The 25,573-nt window shown below is 67.4% G+C and carries 14 protein-coding genes and 3 pseudogenes; 13 read left to right on the forward strand and 4 right to left on the reverse strand.

Features of this window, described 5'->3' with window-relative positions; translation table 11 throughout:
* Nucleotides 1-212: 212 nt before the first annotated feature.
* Together GIS00_RS24595 and GIS00_RS24600 are read left to right on the forward strand one after the other, a co-directional pair.
* Nucleotides 213-1,283: a hypothetical protein gene (locus tag GIS00_RS24595; RefSeq protein WP_154771129.1), complete on the forward strand. Its 1,071-nt coding sequence runs from the start codon at nucleotides 213-215 to the stop codon at nucleotides 1,281-1,283.
* Nucleotides 1,284-1,477: 194 nt separating this feature from the next.
* On the forward strand, nucleotides 1,478-2,395 hold the full coding sequence (locus GIS00_RS24600; RefSeq protein WP_196073449.1) for a toprim domain-containing protein: 918 nt from the start codon (nucleotides 1,478-1,480) through the stop codon (nucleotides 2,393-2,395).
* A 243-nt stretch (nucleotides 2,396-2,638) separates the two neighbouring features.
* On the opposite strand, the gene GIS00_RS29460 is transcribed toward GIS00_RS24600, so the two are convergent.
* Together GIS00_RS29460 and GIS00_RS24610 are read right to left on the reverse strand one after the other, a co-directional pair.
* Nucleotides 2,639-3,205, reverse strand: coding sequence for a helix-turn-helix domain-containing protein (locus GIS00_RS29460; protein ID WP_154771131.1), 567 nt, complete (start codon nucleotides 3,203-3,205; stop codon nucleotides 2,639-2,641).
* 430 nt (nucleotides 3,206-3,635) lie between these two features.
* The gene (locus GIS00_RS24610) at nucleotides 3,636-4,082 is read right to left on the reverse strand and encodes a hypothetical protein (protein ID WP_154771132.1); all 447 of its coding nucleotides are present in this window, start codon (nucleotides 4,080-4,082) and stop codon (nucleotides 3,636-3,638) included.
* On the opposite strand from GIS00_RS24610, the gene GIS00_RS24615 reads away from it, so the two are divergent.
* The 3 genes and pseudogenes from GIS00_RS24615 to GIS00_RS24625 all read left to right on the forward strand — a co-directional run.
* Nucleotides 4,072-12,489: a kelch repeat-containing protein gene (locus tag GIS00_RS24615; protein ID WP_154771133.1), complete on the forward strand. Its 8,418-nt coding sequence runs from the start codon at nucleotides 4,072-4,074 to the stop codon at nucleotides 12,487-12,489. The two genes, GIS00_RS24610 and GIS00_RS24615, sit on opposite strands and share 11 nt — an antisense overlap.
* A 1,116-nt stretch (nucleotides 12,490-13,605) precedes the next feature.
* Nucleotides 13,606-13,902: a helicase associated domain-containing protein gene (locus GIS00_RS29465; RefSeq protein ID WP_154771134.1), complete on the forward strand. Its 297-nt coding sequence runs from the start codon at nucleotides 13,606-13,608 to the stop codon at nucleotides 13,900-13,902.
* A 1,143-nt stretch (nucleotides 13,903-15,045) separates the two neighbouring features.
* Nucleotides 15,046-15,928 (forward strand): annotated as a pseudogene (locus GIS00_RS24625) (IS256 family transposase); the annotation flags it as partial.
* A 105-nt stretch (nucleotides 15,929-16,033) separates the two neighbouring features.
* Here GIS00_RS24625 and GIS00_RS29470 read toward each other — a convergent pair.
* Entirely contained in the window at nucleotides 16,034-16,285 is a 252-nt protein-coding gene (locus tag GIS00_RS29470) for a helicase associated domain-containing protein (RefSeq protein ID WP_154771135.1), read from the reverse strand.
* A gap of 879 nt (nucleotides 16,286-17,164) precedes the next feature.
* Here GIS00_RS29470 and GIS00_RS24635 point away from each other — a divergent pair.
* From GIS00_RS24635 to GIS00_RS24645, 3 genes are all read left to right on the forward strand, one after another.
* Nucleotides 17,165-17,371: a hypothetical protein gene (locus GIS00_RS24635; protein WP_154771136.1), complete on the forward strand. Its 207-nt coding sequence runs from the start codon at nucleotides 17,165-17,167 to the stop codon at nucleotides 17,369-17,371.
* 279 nt (nucleotides 17,372-17,650) lie between these two features.
* A complete protein-coding gene (locus GIS00_RS24640; RefSeq protein ID WP_154771137.1) occupies nucleotides 17,651-17,881 on the forward strand; it encodes a hypothetical protein in 231 nt (76 codons plus the stop codon).
* A gap of 2,127 nt (nucleotides 17,882-20,008) precedes the next feature.
* Nucleotides 20,009-20,866 carry a hypothetical protein gene (locus tag GIS00_RS24645; RefSeq protein WP_154771138.1) on the forward strand — a complete coding sequence of 286 codons (858 nt, stop codon included), beginning with the start codon at nucleotides 20,009-20,011 and terminating at the stop codon, nucleotides 20,864-20,866.
* A 907-nt stretch (nucleotides 20,867-21,773) separates the two neighbouring features.
* On the opposite strand, the gene GIS00_RS24650 is transcribed toward GIS00_RS24645, so the two are convergent.
* A complete protein-coding gene (locus GIS00_RS24650; protein ID WP_154771139.1) occupies nucleotides 21,774-21,938 on the reverse strand; it encodes a hypothetical protein in 165 nt (54 codons plus the stop codon).
* Nucleotides 21,939-22,360: 422 nt separating this feature from the next.
* Here GIS00_RS24650 and GIS00_RS29475 point away from each other — a divergent pair.
* The 5 genes and pseudogenes from GIS00_RS29475 to GIS00_RS24665 form a co-directional block, all read left to right on the forward strand.
* Nucleotides 22,361-22,555, forward strand: a pseudogene (locus GIS00_RS29475) (transposase); the annotation flags it as partial.
* Nucleotides 22,556-22,574: 19 nt separating this feature from the next.
* Nucleotides 22,575-23,246, forward strand: a pseudogene (locus tag GIS00_RS29480) (IS256 family transposase); the annotation flags it as partial.
* A gap of 79 nt (nucleotides 23,247-23,325) precedes the next feature.
* On the forward strand, nucleotides 23,326-23,598 hold the full coding sequence (locus GIS00_RS29485) for a transposase (protein ID WP_407666922.1): 273 nt from the start codon (nucleotides 23,326-23,328) through the stop codon (nucleotides 23,596-23,598).
* A gap of 102 nt (nucleotides 23,599-23,700) precedes the next feature.
* Nucleotides 23,701-23,844 carry a hypothetical protein gene (locus tag GIS00_RS24660; protein WP_154771140.1) on the forward strand — a complete coding sequence of 48 codons (144 nt, stop codon included), beginning with the start codon at nucleotides 23,701-23,703 and terminating at the stop codon, nucleotides 23,842-23,844.
* An 887-nt stretch (nucleotides 23,845-24,731) separates the two neighbouring features.
* Nucleotides 24,732-25,463 (forward strand): TetR/AcrR family transcriptional regulator, encoded by a 732-nt coding sequence (locus GIS00_RS24665; RefSeq protein WP_407666923.1) that lies wholly within the window; start codon nucleotides 24,732-24,734, stop codon nucleotides 25,461-25,463.
* The last annotated feature ends 110 nt before the right edge of the window (nucleotides 25,464-25,573 follow it).

The raw sequence follows: 25,573 nt of genomic DNA on the forward strand, positions 1-25,573 counted from the left end.
CACCCGCGGGGCGGCCTCGTCATCCATTTCCGGTTGGCAGGGGTCACCATTTCAGGCGCCTGGAAGACGAACCACATTGAACGACGAACGATCGAAAGCAAGCGAACCGGCACCGCGGGGAAACAGGCGCATTCGAGTCGAAGGAGAGCAATCCATGGCACTCACCAGCACCCATGACACGGACCGGGGCCGGCAAGGAGCCTGACGCCGGCGTGTCGAGCTACCGACTGGGGCCGGCCCCCCGTCGCGCCGGCGGGGAGCCGGTGATGGCGACCCGCGGGATGCCACCGGAAGAGGAACCCGCCCGCCGGCGGGAACTCGCGGCGGCGAGAGTACGGGCCTCCCATGACCTGATCGTCGCTGGGGTGCAGGACCTGGTCACCGGCAAGGACTGGGCGCAGTACCTGCGGTTCGCGGCCCGGTTCCACTCGTACTCGTTCAACAACTCGATGCTGATCTTCCTGCAGCGCCCGGACGCCACCATGGTCACCGGGTACAGGACGTTCCCAGCTGCTTGGCCCGTCTGCCGCGGGGAGAAGGGCATCGCGATCCTCGCCCCGGTCACCCGACGCACCGAACCCACCGGGGAAACAGGTCCCGGGTCCGGGGTGACAGGTGCCGGCCGCAGGGAGACAGGTCGGAACGCAGGGGTGACAGGTGGGGCGGAACCTGTCACCCCGACCGCACATCTCGCCGGTGCCGGGGAGACAGGAGCAGCTGTGCGGGCGGGTCGGCGGGTGGTCGGAGTACGGGGGGTGTCGGTGTTCGACGTCTCCCAGACCGGCCCGATCGAACCCGGCTTCGAACTGCCGCTGGTGCGGCCCCGGCTGCTCGACGGTGAGCAGGGCGCCGAACTCTGGACCGCGATGGAGGTGCAACTCGGTGGGCGGGGGTTCGAGGTGCAGCGCGGCGAGTGCGGCGGCGCCAACAGCTTCACCGACTTCGCCCACCACCTCGTGAAGGTCCGCGACGACGTCAGCCAGCTGCATGCCACAAACACCCTGGCCCACGAGTACGGGCACGTCCTGCTCCACGACCCCACTCCCAGTGCACCCGGCGACACAACCGCTGCCGGGGCGGGAAGGCCCCCTGCGGGGGTAGTGCCGAGGGATGCCGCGGAGGTCGAGGCGGAATCGGTGGCGTTCATGGTGCTGCACGCCCACGACCTGGATGCCGGGGACTACACCTTCCCTACGTCGCCGACTGGGCCCGCACCGACGACCTGCAGCGGGACTCCGATGCCATGGTCTAGAAAGTGCGGGCAACAGGCGCCCGGGTGGTGACCGCGGCCCGCACCATCCTCGCCACCGTCGACACCGACACCGACACCGACACCGACACCGGCACCGGCACCGGCACCGGCACCGGCACCGACCTCGACACCACCGTTCAGCAACAGACCGGCGCTGCCTTGCCGGCGGTGATGGCCGACCGACCCACCCTCCCCCAGCAGCGGACATCCGCCCGGACCTCCCCCGTGGCGATCGATCCGGAAGAGCTGGCCGCGGCCAACCAGGCCGCCCTGAACTTCCACACCACCGGCGGGCGGGACGTACGCGCCGAGCAGTACCTGCACAGCCGCGGCATCACCCTGCCCGCCGGCTACCAGGCCGGCCACAGCGTCCTGGCCGAGCACCTCACCGCCGCAGGGTGGCACCCCGACGTCCTCCTCGCGGCCGGGCTGTGCCGGAACACCGCCGCAGGCCAGCTGTTGGACACCTTTTCCGGCCGGATCGTGTTCCCCATCCGGGCCGGTGACACGGTCACCGGGTTCATCGGCCGCACCGAACGCGACGGCGTCGAACCCAAGTACGTCAACATCGCTACCACCGCGCTGTTCGACAAAAGCAGCAGCCAGCTCTACGGTCTCACCGAAGGCACCGACCGCCTCGCCCACGAGGGGGTGTTCCCCGTCCCGGTCGAAGGCCCGATCGACGCACTCGCGATCGCGCAACACACCCCAGACCTCGTCCCCGTCGCGGTGATGGGCACCGCCGTCACCGACCACCACCTCGCAGCCCCGCAGACCGCCTCACCGGGGAAACGCATCATCGTCGCCCTGGACGACGCCCCCGCCGGCATGGCCCACGCCCACGGCGCCGATGTGGCGAAATGGTTACACCCCGGGAACTGTCGCCGCATCATCTACACCGCCGTCGAACACCACATCACCCAAGCCGGCGACCTACAATTCCTCGAACAGCGCGTCACCACCGCCAAAGCAGTGTGGGCCTACCTCGACCAGCATTACCAGTCCGATCCGGATCATGACCGGGCCGCCGACTACGCCGCCGACCTGTGCCGCGTGAGCCGCCTCGGCCTCCCACCGCTGCCCGCGCACCGCCGCGAGATGACCCTGCCCGGGCAGCGACAGGCCTCCGATCTCGGCCGCTAGTCGGCCGGCGCTTCGGGGCCGGCGGGCACGCCGGTCCCGAACGAGCAAGTCGCCGTGGTCTGGCCGGGCACGGCGCTCGCACGCTCCGCGCGGCGGGCGGTTGGCGCTACTGGTACACGGCTTCCTGGGGCCGGCCGGCGGCCGCGTCCAGGAGAGGCGAGGCCATCAGGCACAGCGACACCCTGGCGGCCGCCCGCAGCGCCACAGGTGCTGCGGCGAGTAACACTCGCCGACACCGACTGGTCAGGCGGCCGGCGGCCGGTCATCGTCCTGCGAATCCAGCCACGCCTCCACATCCGCCCGCCGGTACCGCAGATGCCGACCTACCCGGATCCCCCGCGGTCCCTTCCCGTACACCCGCAAGCTATACAACGTCTGCGCGGGCACCCTAGGAATGCTGCGACCTCGCCGACTTCCGTCAGGAGACGTTGCCCAGAAACCTTCCCCGGTGATCGAGTCCAGCTCGCACAGCCGCGGCTCGCCGCAGCGGGCCAACACCCGGGAGATCGTGCTGGCCGGCATACCCAGCTCGTCAGCGAGCCATATCCACCCCCGCCGATCCCGGCGGCGCAGGTCCACGATCTGCGCCTGTACCGCGCCGCTGGTACGTGACGGGCAACGGTGCGGGCGAGAGGACCGGTCCTGCAGACCCTCCACGCCCTCGGTGAGGAACCGGGCGATCCACTTCGCCACGCACCCGGGGGAGATGCCCATCGCCTTCGCGATGTGCGACTGCGGCCACCCGGCCTGATGACGCTCGACGATCAACCACCTGCCGTGGAGCGTCGTCCGGACATCACGGTGGGACATGCAGCCTCCTGCAGGTGGTGCGGGCCTTCGACAAGCCACACCCCACCCGGGAGCTCCTTCCACACCAACGACAACGCGCCGCAGCTAAAAACTTCCCGGCCCGGTACAGCTAGAGTCGTTGTCAAAGAACGATTTCGGTCAGATCCGAATGGGGTGCGGTGGCCGACCGTAAACTCGACCTGGCTCTCGCTCATCGCGCACACCTCAGGCGATGCGGTGCCACCACAAGGCGAGAGAATGAATTCACAACGCCACTGCCACGCTTTCAGGTCGCCTACCGACCACGGCCGGTGACAGTCCGTCATGGGGGATGATGAAATCCCCCATGAGCCGCGGTCGACTCGTTGTGAAGCGCCGGACGGTCCGTCATAGTTCGCCGAGTGTCCCATTTCGACCCTTCCGAGCCGTGCCCGTCTCCAGTCCTACGTCCTCACCGTCGCTCGAGCACGAGGTCGAAGCCGCAGCCGCGACACCGGGCGGCGACCGGTGTACGGCGTCGGGTCGGGCGGTTACTCGGTCCTGCGCTGAGTGTTGCGACGGTGGTCGTCGTACTCATCGCCACCACATCCTCGACCGCGGTTGCTCTCGGGCCGGCTCTCACGTCGGCCACCCCATCGGCATCGCCGTTGGCAACAAGTGCGCCGGTTGCGTTGTCTCCTTCCGCGGCAGATTCGTCGGCATCTCGAACGACGGTCGATGCCGCGCTCACCAGGGCGATCAACTCCCGAACGGCCGACGAGCAGCACACGTACCTGACCGCGGCACCGCCGTCGAGTAGCTGCCCAGACGACGGCACGACCGCCTCCTGCTCGTTCGCTGCCACCGGCACCACGCAGCTGTTCACCGTGCCGGTCGGGGTGACGTCGGTGACTGCCACCCTGATCGGGGCAGCCTCGGCCGGCGCCCCGGGTGCGCTCGGCTCCGGCGGCGAACTTGAGGTCGTCGTCCCGGTGCAGCCCGGGCAGGTGCTGTCGCTGCAGGTGGGAGTCACCGGGTCTGGCACCACGGGCGGCTTCCCGGACGGCGGCAACGCGAGCACTACGGCAAAGAAGTCACTTGGCTGCGCAGGCGGTGGTGGATCGCGCATCAGTTTCCAGGGCGGAAGCGACATCGCCGAGGCCGGTGGTGGCGGCGGCTGTGGTGGGAACGGCAGCGGGAAGAGCTACGGCGGGAGCGGTGGCAGCGGCGGAAACCCCGGCGGCGGCGGCAACGGCGGTACCGACGACTGCGCGGGAAGTGGTGGTGTCGGCGGCAACTCTGCGGCGGGTCAGACCGGCGGTGGCGGCGACGGTTACACCAGCACCTGCCACGGCGTGTACTCCGACGCCAGCAACGGCAGCGCCGGGTCCGGGCACGTGGGCGGGGACGGCGGCGGCGGATCGACCAAGTATGTCGACGGCGGCGGGTCCGGCGGCGGTGGCGGCGGTGGGTGGCTCGGTGGTGGTGGCGGCGGCGGCGGCGGCCAGTACGGCGGGGCCGGTGGCGGTGGCGGTGGCGGTTCCAACGGCTGGGACACCACTCTCGCGAGTCAGGGCAGCGTCAACTCCACCGGGGTGAACAGCGGCGACGGCAGCATTGTGCTGACCTACCCGATAGTCGGTACCGCGACCGCTTTGTCGATCGCGCCGAACCCCCAGACGGTCGACGGGCCGGTCACCGTCACCGCAACGGTGACCCCGGCCAACGGCAGCACCGAAGATCTGAACGGCGCGTCGGTCGCGCTGCAGGGTGCAGGTGACTGCGCGTCCATCACACTGACCTCAAATTCCGGCAGCTGCACGTTCGACCCGACCGCCCCCGGCTCGATGTCAGTGACCGGAACCTTCGCGACCGTTGGGGCGTACAGCTCATCGGCCTCGCCCGCGACGGGAGCCACCGTTGCCCCCGGCCCGACCGCCACCTCCATCGGCTCGATTACCACCACCCCGACCACTGCGACGGTCCCGGTCACCGTGACCCTGCAGAACCAGACCTGGGGCGCCGTCGACGGGACCGTCGACGTCACCGCCGACGGCGGTCAGACCTGTTCGGTGCCGGCGCTCTCGGCAGCGGGGGCGACCTCGGCGCAGGCCTCCTGCACGGTGAGCGGCCTGACGGCGGGCAGCAGCAACACCTTCACCGCTGTCTACCACCCGGCCGACGGCACCACGGTCACCTCGACGGCTACCGGGACCGCCACCCAGCAGCTGGCACCCACGTCGATCTCCGCAACGCTGCCGTCGGCCGCCACCTACGGCAACCCGGTCGCCGTCACCGGCATCGAGGTCCAAGCCGCCGAGGTAACGGCACTGACCGGCACGGTCACCGTCTACGACTCGCCCACCGCGCCGGCCTCCGGGCAGACGACCGCCCCCACCGGCTCCGTCACCCTGTGCAGCGGGCTGACGTTGGTATCCACCGGCACCGGCACCTTCGCTCCGCCGTCCATCACCGAGTGCGCCGGCCAGCCGCTGGCAGGTGCGTCCTTCGTGTACGCGGTCTACTCCGGCGACTCCGAGAGTCTGCCGTCGGTCGGCGCTCCGGGCACCCTGCAGGCCCAGCCGGCCACGCCCACCGTGACGCTGACCGGGCAGCTCGCCGGCCAACCCGTACCGCAGACCGTACAGAGCGACACCGTCGTCACGCTGACCGCGAGCGTCACATACGGCACTCCGACCACGTCGGTGCCGAACCCGATCGTCAGCTTCTACGACAACGGGACCCTGGCCTGCACCAGCACACCGACCAGCAACGGCAGCTGCCAGGTGCAGCCCACCATCCTCAGCAGCGCCACCCACAGCTACACCGCGCAGTTCGCCGGGATCAACGGCAGGCTCAAGTCGGGCGCGGACAGCACCCCGCTGGTGGTGCACCTGAGCGTGCCGCAGGGGACCATCGGGTTCAGCACGCCGACCCAGACCGTCGACGCCGGCGACGCGGCCACCCTGACAGTCACCTTCACTTCATCCACCACGACAGCGAGAACTGGTACTGTGAACGTCTTCTCGAGCGCAGACCCGAGCACTCCGGTCTGCACGCCCGGCACCCTGACCGGCGACAGCTTCAGCTGCCAGGTCACCCCCAACCCGGGCAGCACGAACACGTACACCGCCTCGTATTCGAACGACAAGGTCTTCGGCGACCTGGTCACCACGGCGGACGCCACGGTCGTCGTCCGAGCGGCGGGCAGCACCACCGCGCTCGCGCCGATCACCGGCACCTTCGGCGGCACCGTGACTCTGACGGCCACCGTCGAGTCCGACTTCGCGAGCACGACGCCCGGCGGCACGGTCAACTTCGCCACTACGGACGGCACCTCGCTGTGCTCGGCCGCGACCGTGAGCACGGTGGCGGGGAGGGCGACTGCGAGCTGCACCACCACTGCGCTTCAGGTCGGCGGCCCGGCGGTCATCGCATCGTTCCCGACCACCACGACGGTGGGCGGCTCCTCGTCCTCGTCGGTCACCCCCACAATCACCGCAGCCGCCACCACGACCACCTCGACCGTCAACCTCGTCGGGCTGGCCAGGGCTGCATTCAACGCACATGTGGTCGGCCCGGGCGCCGCCGGCGCGGTGGCCGGCACCGTCACGTTCGCCGGGAGCGGCGGCACCGCGGTCCCCGGCTGCACCGACATCCCGGTGCAGGGCGGCACTGCGAGCTGCACCGGAACCGTCCCGGACACCGGCGGCCCGTACACTTACTCCGCCTCGTTCATTCCGGCGGACAACAGCTTCTGGCAGGCGGACACCGCGGCATCGTCGGCGGAGGCGACGCTGACCATCCCGACCGGTTCCTGCACCGGCGGCTTCCAGCAGTTCTTCAACTCGCTGGCGACCAGCACCACCCCCACGCTGAGCGGCAGCTTCGTCTCGCTGCCGCTGTCGGTCGACAGCTCCAGCGTGCCGACCACCTGCTCGGCGTCCACGGTCATCGACTTCACCGCGGGGCAGACGTCACCGAAGCTGTTCAACACGTTCCAGGTGAGCGGCACCGTGACCGGCACCGTCAGCCAAAGCGGCGTTTGCATCACCGGCGGCACCTTCGGCCCGACCGACGACGCGAACTGGCTCGACGTCAACGGCGATCTGATCCTCAGCGACATCTGTTTCACGCTCGACGGCACCGGTACCAAGCTGACCGGAATCCTGTCCGGACAACTGGTGTCGAGCGACGGGCAGAACGTTCCGCTGATCAGCATCGCCAACCTGGGCGCGGTGACGCTCGGATTCACCTTCGCCCAGGTGAACTCGGTACCCACGCTGACGTTCTCCGCAGCCCTGGACCGCACGACCGACAGCGGGGTCGCATTGGCCGGCACCATCGCCACCGACGGCACGGTGAACGCGGCACTGAAGTCCAACAACCTCAGCCTGTTCGGTGCGGCGTTCTCGCTGACCGGCACCGTCACCCGCACCCCCGGGCAGACGCCGCAGTTCTCGGCGGACACGTCGCTGACCGGACCGCTGAGCCCGCCCGACGCACCCGGCATCACACTGTCCGCGATCGACGTCACCCTGTCCAACGCCGGGTTGGGCGTCGCCGCGACCGGCAGGCTGGGCAGCGGCTCGAACCCACTGACCGTGACACTCGGGCTGACGGTGACCGACATTCACGACTGGACCGCCACGCTCAGCACCGCCACCGGTTCGACGTGGACGCCGCTGCAGAGACTCTCGGTAAGCACGGCGATCACCGCGTCGCTGAGCTACGCGGCCGCGAGCACCCCCGCTTACAACTACAGCGTCGACTTCGGGACGCCGGTGGCCAACTGGGACACCGGCTCCGGGGTCACCGTCGAGGTGAAGCACCTGTCGCTGTCCTCCACCGCGACCTGCCAGGGCGCAGGCACCGGCGACCCGATCGCGACCCTCGACGGCACCGCGACGGTCGACTCGCTGACCGTCGACATCACCGGCTGCGCCGACCTTTCCACCACGAACTTCTCGCTGCAGGGCACCACCGCGGACGCGCTGACCTTCGGGGCCGTCGCCATCCAGACGGTCCAGATGACGCTGTCCGGATCGAACGCCGGCGTCTCGTTCGTCGGGACCGCGCCCGGCACCGTAACCACCGGTAGCGACAGCGCGAGCTTCACCTTCACGGTGCAGGCCGGCGCCGTCACCGACAAGCACCTGGTCATCGCAGCGACCGGCGACCTGGGTGACCTCGGGCTGGCGACCGGGTCCGCCAGCGGCTTTGTCGCCTACGCCTCCGGTCCGGTGTCCGGCTTCCCCACCGGGCTGGCCGCGCCGGCGCCGACGTCGATCGACCTGGTTTCCGGCGTGACCGGCGCCGGCGCGATCACGCTGGACAGTGGGCAGCAGAGCGATCTGCGCTCGATCGGCGACAACCAGGACACCACAGTGGTTTTCAACGCGTCGCTCAGCCCGTCGGCGGACGCGACCTTCAGCACCACGCTGAACCTGCCGAGCCTGAAGCTGTACACGCTGGCGCTCGACAACCTGGTCGCCACCGGCACCTACCAGCGCAGCAACCAGCAGAACCATCTCGCGTTCTCGGTGACGGCGGACGTGGCGTCCGAATCCGGCACCGCGAAACTGGCGATCGACCTCGCCTACGACAGCGGCGGCACGCTGACCGGCGGCGCGTCACTAGAGAACCTGTCCGTCTTCGGCACCGCGATCGACCTGTCCGGCAGCCTGTCCCGTGGCACCGACGGCTTGACCGGCTCGCTCACCCTCACCCCGCTGGACGTGAAACTGCCGCTGCCCGGTTCGGTCTCGGTCACGGTGCACAACTTCACCGCCACCCTCGCCACCGGCAGAGGACTGGCGATGTCCGGCACCGTGATGCTGCCCGGGACCACCGATGGGCTGACGCTCGCCGGCACGTTCGCCGACCTGCAGGACTACTCGGTGTCGGTGTCCGGCCAGTTGAGCGGCTGGCAGCCGACCGCCGGTGTCACGATCGGCCGGGTCGCGCTCTCCGGCTCGATCGTCTCTGCCACCACACCGGCCGCCGGCGTGAAACCGGCCAGCACTGCGACCACCCTGGACCTGACGGCGAAGGGCAACCTGTTCACCATCTCCGCGAACGGCGCGGTCACCGTGTCCGTCACCGACGTCGAGTTGTCCAACGGCGCGGTGTCCAGCGGCTGCACCGTGGCCGCCAATGGTGACCTGTGGCTCGGCATCACCGGCTCGTTGTCGGTGACGCTGGGCAACACAGCCACCGCGGACGCGGTGGGCTGTTACGACATCACCGCGGGTGACCTGTCGCTGGAGGTGTCCGTCCCGATGAACTATTCGGCGCTGGACAAGACGGTCACCCTGGTCAACCCGCAACTGACCATCGCCCGCACCGTGACGGACGGCCAGGCCAACTACAGCGCGACCGCGCGGGCGCAGCTGACCGTGTCGTTCTCCACCCCGTTCACCGTCAGCGCCGCCGTGCAGCTCGACTCGGACAACTTCGTCATCGGTGCCGGGATCGACCTGTCGCAGTACCTGCCGGGCACGGGCGCCGTCGCCCAGGCGTACCTGATCTACAGCAGCACAACCGTGCCGTCGTTCGACAGCACCGCGTTCGGCAACTTCGGCACGATCAAGCTCGCGCAAGGCATCAACATCGCCAGCAACGTGTCAATCCCGTCCGACTTCGCCGGCGCGCTCAGCAAGGTCGGGCTGACCCGTCCGGGCAGCGACACCCTGGTCGCCACCGGCAATCTCAATCTGGCGGCGAAGACGGCCACGCTCGGCATCAACGTCAACCTCGGCGTGCACGGGCAGAACCTGTTCGACACCAACGGCACCCAGGTGGCGCTCACCTCCGGGCAGCTGCAGCTGACCATCTCGCCCACGCTGGTCGCGTTCGGTGTGCAGGTCGACGCGACGATGACGATGACCTCACCGACGTCCGATGCCTGCAACAACACCAGCAACAGCATCGGTCTGGTCGGACTTGTGCAGCTGTCCGACGCCGACCTGGTCGCCTCGCTGACCGTCGACGGCTGGAATGACGCGCTCGGTATCTGCGGCCTGGACATCGACGAGTTCACCGTGCAGGTCGGCGTCGGGCTGGACGACGGCCTGCCGACGCTGGGCTTCTCGGTCGACGTCACGGGTCTGCCGCAGAAGCTGGCCGACACCATCGGGTACGTGCAGGGTACGCCGCTGCAGATGGCACTGAACCTGTCGCCGGACGAGTTCCTGGTGTCGATCTCGATCGGCAGCCCCGGGCAGACCACGCCGTCCCTGCGACCGCTGACCGCCTTCGGTCAACCGGATCTCATCGTGGTGAACTCCGCGCAGCTGTACATCTCCCCCGACGGGGCGACGATCGGCAACACCGTCTACCCGGCCGGTTACGCGCTCGCACTGAGCTCGACGATCGAAGGGGTCGCGCTCGACCTGTCCATCAAGGTCGACCCCACCGTCCCGTCGTTGGCAGTCAACGCGCAGCTGGGCCAGGTGACGGCCGGATCGCTGACCTTCGGGCCGACGCAGCTGATTTTGAACGCCAGCCCGACCACGTTCCAGTTCCAGTTCAGCGGGTCGATTCAGCTCGGGCCAGGCACCCTGGACCTCGGCCTGGTCAGGTTCACAGGTCAGCTCAGCGCCGCGGTGACGGTGTCGATCGGGACCCAGGGTCTGGCCGCGCAGATCTCCGGGAGCGCCTCCATCCAGGGCAGCAACTACCTCCCGCAATCCGTGTGCTACTGGCACCATTTCGCTCCCTATCCCTGCAATTTCCAATGGGTCGACGACAAACCGCTCACCATCCCGCCATTCACCGCCGGGATCGACCTGAACTCCTCCGGCGTCGACCTGCAGATCCCCTACACGTCCAAGACACTGCACCTGCCGTTCTCCAGCAATTCCGACACCGGAGTCGGCGCGACCCAGGCGGTCGGCGCGACCCAGGCGGCTACCCCGCACACGTCCGCCGCGCAATCGCCGGCCGCGATCCGCGCATCAGCTATGGCCGCCGCGATGCCGGCCGCGGCCAAGACCCCCCAGACAACCGTCGCAGCGACCGACCCGCTGCCGCAGGACGACTCGAACCCGCCGGCCCAGCTGTGGTCACGGTTGGTCCCTCCGGGATCGCAGGTCCGGCAGGCGACCGGTTACCGCGACTTCGTGGTCGGCAACATCCGCGAGGGCGCCGACGTCGGCTTGGTCACCACCGACAACCAACTGACCGCCGCCGCCGCATGGGACTCGGTGCCGTCGATGCCGCAGTCGCGGGCGTTCGCCATCACGGCGGCGTTGCCCAACGGCGACGTGCTGGTGGCCGGCGGTTTCAACGATCAGCACACCCTGGCCGAGGCGGTGATCTACAACGAGAGCACGTCGACCTGGACGGAGACCGGCAGTCTCACCGTTCCGCGCGCCGGGGCTGCGGTGGTGACCCTGGCCGACGGCCGGGTGTTGGCTGCCGGCGGGGCGGACGAGACCGACAACCTGACCTCGGTGGAGATCTACGACCCGGCCAGCGGAACCTGGTCGCTGACGGGTTCCCTTCACGACGGACGGCAGTTGGCCGCGGCGGTGCTGTTGCCGGACGGTCGGATCCTGGTCGCCGGCGGCCGCGGCGTGAGCGATCAACCGCTGGCCTCGGCCGAGATCTACGACCCGGCGACCGGCAGCTGGTCGGAGACGACACCGATGAAGCAGGCCCGGATGTACGCGGCCGCCACCACGCTGGCCGACGGCCGGGTGCTGGTGACCGCGGGCCTGGGCGCCGGAGCCCCGCTGTCCACCAGCGAGCTGTTCGACCCGACGACCGACAGCTGGTCGACCACCGGATCTGTCGACAACGCCCGGTTCGCCGCCGTAGCCTCGCTGCTGGCCGACGGTCGGGTGCTGCTGTCCGGCGGGAGCGCGTTCAGCGAACTGTTCGACCCGGCCACCGGGACGTGGTCCCGATCCGGTACCGAGTACACACCGCGGTCGTTCTCCGGCACCGTCACGCTGTCCGACGGCCGGGTTCTGACAGTGGGTGGCGCCGCCGGAGGTGCCGTAACTGCCGACACCGAGCTCTACAACCCGGATCTGGGCCTGTGGAGCGTCAGCGACCCGCTGCCCGTCGCCGGTTACGGAATGCACGCGGCGCAGCTGACAGACGGCCGCGCGCTGCTCGCCGGCGGTCAGACCGGCCGGACCGCCAACGCCGACAGCTTCGTGTACCTGCCCGACAGTGCGTCCGGTGGCGGCGGCCACGGCGGTTTGCCGAACACCGGCGCATCGATCCCGGTGCTCCCCACCGGCTTCACCGGTCTGCTGCTGGTACTGATCGGTGCGGTCCTGGTATTCGGTGTGCGGCGCCGCCGGACTCGCTGACCTGGCCGAATTGGAAGAGATGTGCCGACCCACGGGAGGACGATCTCCTCCAACGATCCGCAGCCGCTGGGCCAACTACCCACCCGACTTCGTCGTCCTTGAATGACATCGCTGGGGATCTTCGACCCCGTACTCAGGGTGCTGCGGAGCCTCCGTCGAATCACTCAAACGCTACGCCGCTACGAGCCGGCTCAGAGGAGAGAGTTGTGCACATGTTCGACCCGGAACCAACGGACGAACCCATGGGGAATCGATGAGCACATCTGGCGTGCTGGGCTATCCCAATGGTGGTAGCGCCTACCCGGCAGCCTGATGGTCCGGCGTTTCGCCGGCCCCTGGAACGGCCACCGCGGCTTCATCATCTAGATGTACCTCCCACAGCTTGGTCGAGTTCGTGTATTGACACCGTCTGATCTGAGGGGTTGAGGAAGGCCCCGGGTGTGGAGTGGAGCTGTGTAGGATCGCCCATACGACCAGAGGCCTCAGTGCCCGCCTGGGTGCAGCTGCCTGGTGACTTCGCCTTGAGAGCGGGACTGTTGGACCGCGCCGATACCGCCCTGGGTGCGGTTCCCGGCCTTTCCCTCGCCCGGGAAACTCTCAAACCAGGGAGAGATCATCAACCTGTACGCCGAGACAGAAGTGCGGGTACGCCCCCCGCGGGCGGTTGTGGGGTTCTCAGCGACCACCCGCCGCCTTCCCGGGCGGGAGCGCCGGCGTTCCCCCGCGAACGGTGTGCTGAGTCGCTCGCTGCAGGCCCAGCGCGGGGAGTGCGCCGCGAAGAGCTGGACGGCTGGCGGCGTCGGTGCCTGAACCATGAGGTGCCGGGATGGGACAGCCGGGCGCGTTCACGCTGAGGACCTCCTAACGGCGGTGCAGAGACTTAGCACAACCCCGCTACTACCCGGGGATGAGCAGATAGGCGCAGGTCTCGCCGGTGCAGACCAAGTGCCGCGGGGCCGCCCCCTCCCGCGCCTCAGGTCAGCGCGCTGTCGGTGCCCGTCTTCACAATGTCGATCGTAGTACCGGCCGCTAGCTCCCGGGGGTGGCCAGCCGGACATCAGCTCCCTCCCCGGTCCTGCTTCGGCGGGCGGGGGTCGCTGTCTCTATAATTTCGGCATGACGTTCTCGGCAGACAATTCCGGCTGGGATGCACGTTTAGCCGAAGTAGTTGCGTTCGTGGAGAGCTGCGGTCGGCTGCCCGGCGTCAACCGGTTGTCCAGTCAGCACGAACGACGTCTGGCCAGGTGGGTGTATGTGCAACGCCAACACGCTCGCCGCGAGCTCATCTCCCCAAGCCGGCGTCGCAGCCTCGACAGGGCACTACCCGCGTGGATCGGGTCGGGCGGGTCTGCACCTGCCACTCGGGTCAGGAGGCCGCTGCCCAACCCTCAGGACGAGCCGCCGGGCATCTGAGGCCCGCCGGGGCGGTCGAAGGCCGCCGAGCGGAGAGGTTCGGCGGCGGTGTGGTGTTGCCGCATCGGCAACTCGGGCAGACGAACACCACACCTGGCACCCCGGTGATGCTGCGCATCCCACGCATCAGGGTGACGCCGCAGCATCCGCAGTCCGCGTCCACATGGCCGGAACCCTCGAGAAACAGCCGCCCGCGCAGCGGCGTCCAGAACACGCACATAGAATCGTCGTCGGTGTCGGGAATGGCAACCACGTCGAGGCGGACGTGCTGATTCCTCATGGCGAACACCCCTATTCGCAACGGACCGGAACATCTCTGTTCATTTCCCTCCCAATGAGAACACAGTTTCACGTCCTCGAAAGCGCGGAATCGCAGGCCAGACCAGCCCCTCACGGTAACGGAAAGTAGCCAGTCGACACGCGAAAGCAGAACATTTCCGGCAAACCGGTACAACAGGGTGACCCGGATGCGTGACCGGACCGATACGGGTAGCTTGCTGACGTGCCCGAACGCGACCCCTCCGCCCACGAGCCCTGCAAGCGTTGCGGCCTCCCTAAAGACCGTGAATGGGTCCAGCTGTCCCGGCGCATCGCTCCTGGATCCAGGGCCGCCGTCGTCGGGCCGCTGTTCGTATGCGCGAAAGGACACTTAGACGGTTGAGTTCAGGACTGGCGCTGGCGCTCGACGACCAGGCGCAATCCTCGACCTGGTGGGACACCACTGCAGTGGCTGTGGGATTCCAACGCGACGACGAGCGATGTAACTCGAGACTGCAACAGGATGTGGGCCACCTTCCATCTAAGGGAAAATGCCGGGCGCCGGTCGCCGCGCATCCGCCGAGGACTGCGTCTTGGCCCGCTGGCTCTCCAACCAACGCCACGAACACTCCAGCGGGCTCGTCCCCCCATACCGCGCAGCGAAGCAGCAAGAAACCTGAACCGGCCGAGGTTCTGTACGGCGTCCTTCTGAGTTGGAAGGATGCATGAGAAGAGGATCGATCCGGAGTTGCGTGCCCAGTCCAGATGGTGGTGGGGCACCGGGAGCAGCACCCCACGGAGACCGCGGCGGTGGTCACGGTGGCCGACCAGCTCGCGGTGTCGCAGGATTCGGTGCGTCGTTGATTGGCGCAGGCGCGGGTTGATGTCGACGACTTGGTCAAGGCGATAAGCGCCGACCCGGGGATCTCCAAGTCCGAGGTGTCCAGGATCTGCGCGGACCTGGACATCGAGGTGTCCGCGTTCCGGTACCGGTCGCTGGCCGACCAGCAGTTCCGGTACATGTTCCTGGACGCCACCTACTGTAAGGCGAGGGTGAACCACCGGGTCGTATCCCAGGCCGTCGCCGTCGCCGTCGCCACCCGGCGGCCCCGCCGACGGCCGACGCGAGGTGCTGGGCTTCGACGCCGGCGACCGGCGAGGACGGGGCGTTCTGGACCGCGTTCCTGCGCAGCCTGAGGCGCCGTGGGTTGGCCGGGGTGCAGCTGGTCATCTCCGACGCTCACGCCGGGCTGCAGGCCGCGATCGGGGCGGTGTTCCTGGGTGCCGGGTGGCCGCGCTGCCGGGTGCATTTCCTGCTCGGGCGTGTTGGCGAACGTGCCCAGAGGACACGCCCAAATGGTCGCCGCTGCGATCCGCACGATCTTCGCCAAACCCGGCCCGGCGCATGTCCGCGGCCAGGTCGACGTGATCTCCGGCATGCTCGGCCGACAGTTCCAGAAGGTCGAAACACAGCTGCTGGCCGCCAAAGGTGGACGTGTCCGCGTTCGTGGACTTCACGGTTTCGCGCTGGAAGAAGATCTGGTCGACCAACCCGCTCGAACGGGACAACGAGGAGATCAAACGCCGCACCGACGTCGTCGGTGTGTTCCCCAACCCGGCCGCTCTGCTTCGCTTGGCCGGGTCGGTGCTGATCGAGACGCACGACGAATGGCAGGTGTCCGAACGCCGCTACTTCTCCGGAGCGTCCATGGCCCAACTCGACACCAAACCCACCGAGGTGGCACCACCACCCACTCTCACTGCATGATTGACCCGAACTCGCTGCCCCGAACACGGTGACGATCTACACCACCCAACAGACGTCACCGGAACCGGGTCCCGACGTACTGGCGGGGCCAACTAGCAAATGACGTCACCACCGATGGCGGCCTCGCCACCCAGGCAAGGTGCTATCCAATTGCTCGACGCGGTCCGATGGCATTAAGCCGCAGGAATGCTCTCTGCGCTGGTTTGCCAGCCACAGGGCTAGCGATCGTTCGGCGGGCGCCGCGGATTGTCCCTGGCCGGGGAGCCTGCCGTGGGCGGCGGCGTGCATCAGCACACTCTGTAAGCGAGCCTTCCAAACTGCGTCGTCGCGCTGGAAACCCCTAGTCACGACGGTCATTCTCCACCAGTCCGGTCTTGCAGTCGATGTCTCGTCGCCTCAATCCGGGCGGTTCATCCTCCCGCTGGCGTTCTCGGCGTCGTTCGCCGACTTGTCTTCGGGGCTCATGGGCGGACCGTTTGCCCCCACCTCGACAGTCGCCACGGGACGACTGCCCCTCTGGTGTCATGGTCGTCTGCTCTTCCGCCGCCAGCCCTGGGGCGAATCGCTGAATGCGCCGCGAGGTCATCGCCGACCCCTTGTTCCCAGAGTCGAGAGATGAACGTCGACAAGAATTTCAGTCCTCGGGCCGCTCTCGTTCGGGCAATCCTGGTCATTGCTGCGCTGCGTCTGATCGGCGCCGCGTGCGTGCTCGATCTCGAATGGTTGCTGCACGACCGGTCCTCGAAGCTCGAACGCGCAACGGCAGCCGCTCTTCTTCGGTGCGGCCACCTTCGTCGGCAGGTCTGCCTACCTCGTTCTGATCTGGTGGAGGGCGCAACGACGACTGCCGCCGGGCTAGCGCAGCAGGATGACGCGTGCGGCGTAGTACACCCAGCCGCAGCCCGGGACCCTTAGGTTCCGGCGATTCATGTGACCGGCGAGGCGTTCCGCTCCCCACCGGGTGCGGCACCGAGCGACGGGGGCGTCTTGCCCCCGCGCCAGGTTCCTCACTACCCACGTGCTCATAACGCACGATTCACCCACGCGCCGCGCCCACTGTCCCCGCCCAGTTGCGTCCCCGAGCGATGCCAGCGAGTGTCTCTCCAGATGTATGGGTAGTGGTGTCTCGCTGGCCCGTCTTCTCTGGCGAGCCGGATGGCCCGTAGGTCCCGCCGGTCGGTCAGACGTTGGGACCGCCCGAACGTACAGGCAGTATTCCGACCAGGAGGGATCGACATGACCGACGAGGCCAGCGAGCAGAAGGCTGAGGCGGCACGTGGTGCGGCCGCAAGTCACGAGGTGGGTATGGACGCAGACGATCCCAGCCGAGCAGACGAGCAGGGGGAGAACGACGCGGTCCCGGATCCGGTGACCGGTGACACCGACCATCACGCAGGGCTGGGTCACGCCGCGGATAATCCGGCCAAGGAGCCGCCGGCCTAGCGGTGCCCCCGCGTGTTCGGTACCGAGTAGGTGAATTTACTGCGGGTCGTACTACACCGGATGCCTGAACGATCTGGCTCGCACCTGGAGCGAGTGAGCAGCTGGCTTCCGCAGGTAGCTCCTCCGCCAGAGCAGATGTTGAGCATGCTCTAGACATCTCCGGCTGCGTGACAGGTGGCGGCTCGCTACGATCAAGCACTCGACAAGATCCGTGCGTGAGCCGTTAGTCGACCGGGGACCGGCCAGCAGTCCACGGGGGGAGCCGTTGAAGGAGCCACTATGCGCAAGCACCTCGTCGTCAACTGGCGCGCTCACAGCAGAGACCTGCCCGATGTGCTCGACCTGGAGAAACTGCTCCGGGACCTCTCCCCACCGGCGCTGAACGAATATCTCAACCAGGACTGGACCGTCGTCTCGCACAGCATCGCCCCGGACGGTGACGAGCTGATCATCAGCTTCCTGCTTGCCGAGCCCTCGCCTATCCGCAGGCGTGAAGCCGGGAAGCCGTAACCGCCACCTGCGTCCCCGACGCATCGAGGGGCTAGACATTGCCGGCGTGGACCTCAACCACCATCTGCCGCAATTCGTGCGCCTGCATGGTCATCGAGAGATCTAGGAGATCTGGTGGGGACTACTGGCTTAGAAGGCGCGGGTAAGAGGCCCGCGTGTCCGAGATTCACTCCACTCTCCGGTGCGTTGAATACTGCGTACGGTTCTTCGGATAGGTCCAGGTGCGGGTTCAGTCGGCGGGGCGGGTCCCGTTGGTGTCCCCGAACTTAAAGGTGCCTAAGTCGCCAGGTAGCCCCCTGAGGGGCGGAGGACCGGCCGAGTTTCGCAGGCCGTGTTCGATGCACAAGTCTGCGCAGGACCGACTGGCTTCCGTCGGGTCAGCTGCTGGACACGAAAGTGGCAGGGCGCTACCACCTCACCCCGGCCCCGGGGTGAGGGTCGTGCGGATACAGCTGGCCAAAGCTGGGCAGTCAGTCGGCGAGAGACGCGGCCAGTGCCGTGCAGACGAACGCTCGTTGCATCAGGCGCAGGTGGGTGCAAGGTCAAGTTGATGAACCGGTCGGGTCCGGTCCGGTCCGTCGTCGGGCGGCGTGCTGATGCGGCAGAGTTAGGTGGATACTCGGTTCGTGCACTGGCGGGTGCCCCAGGGACCTTGAACTACGCCATGCCCGACGACGTTCGACCTCAAGCGTACGACAGGTCGGCGTGGGTAGGGTCCAGATGTAGGGGCCGGTCTGGGGTGCCACCGGTGCCGTGGCTGGGCATTCTTCGCCGAAACAAACTTAGAAGCCCACGGCATCGAAAGCATTGCAGCACAGTGCAGTTTTATTATCGCTGCATTGTTCGCCGTGGCGGTGCAAGTTGCTTGCCGGGCGGCGCAGGGGTTGCCGTACTTCTTGGCAGGCCGGCACATCGCAGCGCAACCGCATTCAGGCCCGCCCCGTCAGCAGTAGACGGCAGTGACGGTCGCCACGAAGTGTCAGCAGATATGTGGCAGTTCGTCCGGAGAACCCATGAGCGACCGAGGCGCGCTCGAGACCTTACTGACCGCTCGGCGGAGTCTGCAGACATGGTGGAGACCACAGACCAGGTCCGCGACTGACGCGTACTCGCCTTGGTCACCGTTCCGGTTACGTTGGATCAGGTGAACGGCACCTCGCTGCGGTAGGCTCGGGTTCTCTAGCCGGGTGGTCGCCTGATTCGGCGTCTGTTCTGACGAGCCTGCGCCCTCCCCCGACGGTGGAAACGGGGAGCCCGATCTTCGTCGTGCAGAACTTCGGGTTGGGCCTGTCGTCTGCCACCATCACTGCCGCAGCATCGTCAGCCTGACGATGCGGAACACGCTGGGCGCTGGATCACCGAGACCAATCCTGAGTTGAGGCGGAGTCGGATTCACTCGGGATGGTTTGCCACCCATGACCATGCATCCTCAGGTAGGTCCTCAAGGATTATGGAGCGTCCAGGTGGCCAGAGGGTCGGTGCTGCCCACTGTCCAGCGCTATGAGCTTGTCGGGCAATACGCGGTGGCAGCTGTTCGCGGATGTGGCCCCGGAGCCAGTTCTGTGCTTCTGCGCTCAGCGAACAGAACCAACGGAAAAGCTCGACTTCGTAGCGGGTGGCCTGCCACTGCGCCCCTCGAGGACCAACCTGAATTGTCCCGGTGAAGGTGTAGACCGCACCATCAACCTCGATTGTCTCACCCCGCCAGGGATGTTGGCGCTCCCCGACCCACACAAGATCCCCGCTGGGCGTGCCTCGGAACGGCCCGTCGACAAGCACGATGAGGAACGTCACGGGATCCAGGATGGCCTGTCGCTTCGAACACCGCTATAGCAGCCAGTGATCGAGCGACTCGCATCCGAGCCCTCCTCTACTTCTGTGTAGTCGGGTGGGGCGAAGCTAGTCACCACCGCTATCGCGTAGACACACTTTCGGGCCGCAGCCACGAGAGTGCTGCTTCGCCCTTGAGTAGTTCGCCGCGGACACCTTCTGTAGCGGACGTAATCTTTGGCATTCAACTTCGGTGAGCTCCTAGAACGGCTCGACTGCGCGGCCTACTTTCGTCGCACCAGCCCCAAACACCGGCCACCACAACGGGATCGGCCCGGGCCGACGAAGGAGAACACCATGCGAAAGTGGATTCATCTCGTCACCGCCGCAGCTGCTGTCGCGGCGATCACCGCAGCAAGCGTGGGATCGGTCTCTGCTGCCGTCCCCCGGCCGTCGGCCGTGCCCGCTCCAGCATCCTCGGCTCCAGTGGTCAATGCGGCACCGCCCCTCGTCACTGTTCAGGAATCGGTGTACGTGGCGATCATCCCCTGCCGCATCGTCGATACTCGCCTGATCGGCGGCCCGTTCGCCAGCCGACAGGTCCGCTCGTACAACGTCAGTGGCTCGGTGGGCTTCCCCGCGCAAGGTGGACGCAACGGAGGCTGCGGGATCCCCTCCACCGCCACGGCGATCGCCGCCAGCATGACCGCCGTTGGCCCGACCGGTACTGGGTACCTCAGGGCATGGCCAGCGAACAAGAACGAGCCCAACGCCACGCTCGTGAACTACACCAAGGGCATCAACACCGAGAACGGAGCCATCGTACCTATCCAGGCTGGCGCCGCCCCGGGCATCAAGGCGAAGAACTACGCCGGGCCGACGGGCCTGGTCATCGACGTTACCGGCTACTTCGCCCCGCAGATCGCTGTTTCCCTGGATGCCACCGGCGGCATCCTGGGCGGCGGCCTAGGAATCAACGACGTCGTCCACACCACGGGCTCCGGAACCTACCTCCTCGAGACCGATGTCGACATCAGCAACTGTATCCCCACCGTCATCTCGACCAGCCCACTCGTCGGCGGCCTGCTGGGTGGCTCACAGGCGCAGGCGCTGATCGTCGACGCCAACCACATCCAGGTGCAGGTCGGAACGCTGGATCTGGCCGGCATTCTGACCCTCGGCGATGCCCCCATCACCCTGTCCCTGAACTGCTGACCAGGCCACCGCAACCGCAGAGCAAGGCACTGACCCCGGCCCTCTGAGTCCAGCCGCAAGCGGACCAGATGCGCGAAGCGCCCCCGTCCACGAAATAGGTGGGCGGGGGCGCTGCGACTTGGTTATGGACTGAACCGCCCGAGACTCTGTACCTGTCCGGTCCTATGTGGTCGCAGCCCCAGTTCGAATGCGGCGTAATGTTTCTAGCCTGCACACCCGGGTATCGATGCCCGGGGTAACACGCAGGCGACGGTTGTTGTAACCGTATACCTAGCCGGGTGGAGTACTCGACGTCGGTGTGCGACTGGGACGGCCTTCGTGGAAGTCCCCGGTTTGATGCACTCGGCCCTGAACGGCCCGTGGATTGTCTCTCTCCGGGTGTTGCGCACCCAACGTCGACCGTGCCGACAGAGGCAACCCCCACGACCAGGCCGGTCGGCTAGGCGCTGCCTCAAGCGCACGGCATCACTTGGGTGGCGGCCCCATCGTACTGTTGCCACTACCGGCGGGCAGATCCGGCACGAGCGGGTGGATCACAACGCCCGAGCGCAGAAGGGTTACGACAAGCACGATATGAACGAAACATGCCGGCCAATCATCGACAACCGTCCAGCCGCTACCGACGCTTTACCAAGTACCTCCTCGTCATCCTCGCCATCGTCGGCCTGCTCCCCCTATGGGTCTGCACCTGGGCCACGATCACCCGGGCCCGCACCGGGCACTGGCCACCCAACGCCTGGATCTACGGTCTGTGTTCTCCGTGTTTGTACTTGCATGGCTCAACCTGCTCAGGCGGTCCCGCAAGATACGCAGCTTGTCTCATCATTGAACCTATCTCGAGTCGCTTTAAGGGGAGTCCGATTGATGCTCCGTCCTCCTCGGGACGGTTAGTCCTCCCCCAGCAGCGTCAAGTCGGTGAGGTGTGCTGCCGCAGCTGCCGCCCCGCATCTTGACAGCTGTCCCCCCGGTCAGCCTGCGTCTGCGCTGATCTCGCCGTCATGACCACCGTCTCGCGCAGCGTCACCGAGCCAAGCAACCTCGCCATCACGACCACCGCGTCGCGCAGCGTCACCGAGCCATAATCAGCGCCAGGTCTGGGTGCGGGCAGCTCAAGGTCGGGTACGCAAGGCGGATCGCTTCGCGGACCTCTCTGCGGTCGACGGCGAACACCAGCGGCATTGTCACCCGGGATCTCCGACACGCGGCGGTCGCGGTGCACACCACGGTGCACGTGTCCTGAGCCATCACTCCGACGACCGTAGAGCACGTGAACCTGCACCGCCAGACACACCCGTCCGGGCCGGAGAGTTCACTTGTCCCAGTACCACCAGGGATAGATAACGTCCGTCGCCGTAGGAGGGGCGGGTGACGTCCCGGCGAGTGGTGTAGGAGGTCAGGGGCCTTGTCGGCGTGGGTGACCGCGTTGGAGGGGGCCATCGTGTGACGGTCGGTGAGACCACGCCAATGGTTCTCACGGAAGGACACGAACACACGATGGCCCTGGATCAGGGGGCCTTGCTCGAGCTGCTCGAGGAACTCAAGGACACAGGCGTCGAGGAACGGATCCGTGCTGCTGCCCGGACGATCTACCAGGCTCTGATCGATGCGGAGCTGACATCGGTGATCGGTGCCGGCCTCCACGAGCGGACCGAGTCCCGCACCAACCAGCGCAACGGTCACCGGCCGCGGACGCTGTCCACGATCGCCGGTGATCTGGAGCTGCAGATCCCGAAACTCCGTACGGGGTCGTTCTCACCGGTCGTTGTTGGAGCGGCGCCGCCGGGTCGATCAGTGCCTGTTCGCGGTGGTGATGGAGGCCTATCTGCACGGCACCTCGACCCGCAAGGTCGACGACCTGGTCAAGGCGCTCGGCGCCGATTCCGGGATCTCCAAATCGGAGGTGTCGCGGATCTGCGCGGACCTGGACGTGGAGGTCGCCGCGTTCCGCGACCGGTCGTTGGCCGACCAGCAGTTCCGGTACATGTCCCTGGACGCCACCTACTGCAAGGCGAGGGTCAACCACCGGGTCGTATCCCAGGCCGTCGCCGTCGCCGTCGCCACCCGGCGGCCGTCGCCGCCGACGGCCGCCGCGAGGGGCTGGGCTCCGACGTCGGCGACCGGCGAGGACGGGGCGTTCTGGACCGCGTTCCTGCGCACTCTCAAGACCCGTGGACTGGCCGGGGTGCAGCTGGTCATCTCCGACGCCCACGCCGGGCTGCAGGCCGCGATCGGGGCGGTGTTCCTGGGTGCGGGGTGGCAGCGCTGCCGGGTCCACTTCCTGCGCAACGTGTTGGCGAACGTGCCCAAGGGGCACGCGGAGATGGTGGCCGCTGCGATCCGCACGATCTTCGCCCAGCCCGACCCGGCGCATGTCCGGGACCAGGTCGACGTGATCGCCGGCATGCTCGGCCGACAGTTCCAGAAGGTCGAAACACAGCTGCTGGCCGCCAAAGGTGGACGTGACCGCGTTCGCGGACTTCACGGTCTCGCACTGGAAGAAGATCTGGTCGACCGACCCGCTGGAACGGGTCAACGAGGAGATCAAACGCCGCACCGACGTCGTGGGTGTGTTCCCCAACCCGGCCGCGCTGCTCCGCCTGGCCGGCTCGGTGCTGATCGAGACCCACGACGAGTGGCAGGTCTCCGAACGCCGCTACTTCTCCGAAGCGTCCATGGCCCAACTCACCGGCACCACCAAGGAGGTGGCGCCACCGGCCACCCTCACTGCATGATCAACCCGAACTCGCTGCCCCGAACACGGTGACGATCTACACCACCTGACGGGACGTCACCGGAGGGGCGCACCGCAGTCCCCACGTTCGAGGTGAACACGCATGCTCGATCGCATCGGGACCGCAATCATCGGCATCGCCGATTCGCTCGGCCTGAGCCAGGCAAGTGCGATTGTCTCGACCGCGGCTCCTGCAGCCATCGCGCGGCCGGCCCGCCCGCCCCATGCGCGCCAGCTTTCCGGCTAGCAGCTCTGTCAACCGACCGACCAAGCTGGTGCTTTGGATGCCGTGCATGTCCGTAGACCTTGTAGGGCTTGGAAGGCTTGGAGTCATGAATCCCACCGGCATGTCCGGAGATTCGGAGCTCGAGAGGCTTGGAGTCATGCCGGGAGATCCGAGGAAGCGGTATCCGCCGGAGCTGAAGGCGCGGGCGGTGCGGTGCGCCAGTTGCGTCGTAAGAACGCAGAACTCGAGCGCGCTTACGCTATTCTGAAAGCCGCATGGGCTTTCTTGGCGGCCGAGCTTGACCGGCCCCTGCTGATCGCGCAGTTCATCCGCAGCCTCGCTGACTGCCGGGAAGCGGGCGGTCTGCGGTGGGGAGTCGAGCCGATGTGCGCAGTCCCGACCGGGTATCTGGGCCTGCAGATCGCCCAGTCCACCTTCTACGAGTATGCCGCCAGGCCGGTGGCGCAACGGCCGGCCGCGGTTTGTGATGCGACCATGTTGGAGGCGGGTGTGCCGCGTCCACCGGGACAACAACGCCGGCACCTGCGGGCGCGCAAGGTGTGGCTGCAACCTGGCCGTGAGGGCGTCACGGTCGCGCGGTGGACCGTGGAACGTCTGATGCGCTCCGGCGGGACGTTCGGTATGCGGCGCATAAGGTCTGGCGCACCACGATCCCAGATCCCGGGGCGGAGCGTCCTGCGGACCTGGTCGGGCGGGAGTTCGCGGCGCTGGCACCGGACCAGTTGTGGGTCGCCGCCATCACGTACGTGTCCACCTGGTCGGGGTGGGTGTCGTGGCGTTGGTGACTGACGCCTACGCTCGATGCGTGAGATCGTGCGCAACATGACGCAGGGCAGGCGAAGAACAGCTTGTGTCGTCAATTCGGTCGTCAACGAACAGGAGCGATCGTGGTAGACCCTGACAGCCCCCAAGGCCGCGGTGACGCCGCCGCTGTCCTTCCTGCCGTTCGGCCTGGCGCCGGCGGGGGTCTGGACCGTCGGCGGATCCTGGGCGCAGCGATCGAGATCATCGACACCGACGGTCTCCGTGCACTGACCATGCGCAGGGTCGGGAGCCGCCTCGGCGTTGAAGCTATGGCCATCTACCACTACATTCCAGGCCGAGAAGCAATGCTCGACGGCATCGTGGAGGTCGTCATCGACGAACTCTACGGCGATCCGGACGTGTACCTCGCCCACCCCGATTGGCAGGAATACCTCCAACGCCTAGCCCACGGCGTCCGCCGTATCGCCCTGGCCCACCCCGAGGTTTTTCCTCTGATCGCCACGCGTCCACCCGCCGCCCCGTGGGTGCGCCCCCCTCTGCGCAGCCTGCGATGGATGGAATCCTTCCTACACACCCTGATCGACTGCGGCTTCTCTGATCGCGCGGCCGTCGCTGCCTATCAAGCCTTCAGCAGCTTCCTACTCGGCCACCTGCTGCTCGAGGTCTCCGCGCAGGGCGCCGACATCGGACCCATCCCCGAAGCCGACCCAGGACCCGTCAAACCGGCAGACCTCGACGAGTATCCGCTTCTGCAGCGTCTTTCGCCTCAACTCGCCGAAGATCACTCCGCGGAGGAGTTTGAGGAGTCACTCGAAACCCTGCTGAACCGACTCGAGACATTCGGCAAGGACTGAATGTTGGGCTGTCCGCCGCAGGCCCACCGAACCCCGCTCAAAACATCGGACGCTACGCACCACTAATGGAATGGCCATCCCTCCGCCGTGGAGGGTTGTACTAGCGACGG

Origin of the sequence: Nakamurella alba (assembly GCF_009707545.1) — a bacterium.
GTDB lineage: Bacteria > Actinomycetota > Actinomycetes > Mycobacteriales > Nakamurellaceae > Nakamurella > Nakamurella alba.

What these genes read in the sequence shown, in the direction of transcription:
- GIS00_RS24635 (WP_154771136.1), top strand. Translation starts at nt 17,165, where the DNA reads ATGACCGACGAGGCCAGCGAGCAGAAGGCTGAGGCGGCACGTGGTGCG.
- GIS00_RS24640 (WP_154771137.1), top strand. Translation starts at nt 17,651, where the DNA reads ATGCGCAAGCACCTCGTCGTCAACTGGCGCGCTCACAGCAGAGACCTG.
- GIS00_RS24660 (WP_154771140.1), top strand. Translation starts at nt 23,701, where the DNA reads ATGCTCGATCGCATCGGGACCGCAATCATCGGCATCGCCGATTCGCTC.
- GIS00_RS29460 (WP_154771131.1), bottom strand. Translation starts at nt 3,205, where the DNA reads ATGTCCCACCGTGATGTCCGGACGACGCTCCACGGCAGGTGGTTGATC.
- GIS00_RS24645 (WP_154771138.1), top strand. Translation starts at nt 20,009, where the DNA reads ATGCGAAAGTGGATTCATCTCGTCACCGCCGCAGCTGCTGTCGCGGCG.
- GIS00_RS29470 (WP_154771135.1), bottom strand. Translation starts at nt 16,285, where the DNA reads ATGACCGTCGTGACTAGGGGTTTCCAGCGCGACGACGCAGTTTGGAAG.
- GIS00_RS29465 (WP_154771134.1), top strand. Translation starts at nt 13,606, where the DNA reads ATGACGTTCTCGGCAGACAATTCCGGCTGGGATGCACGTTTAGCCGAA.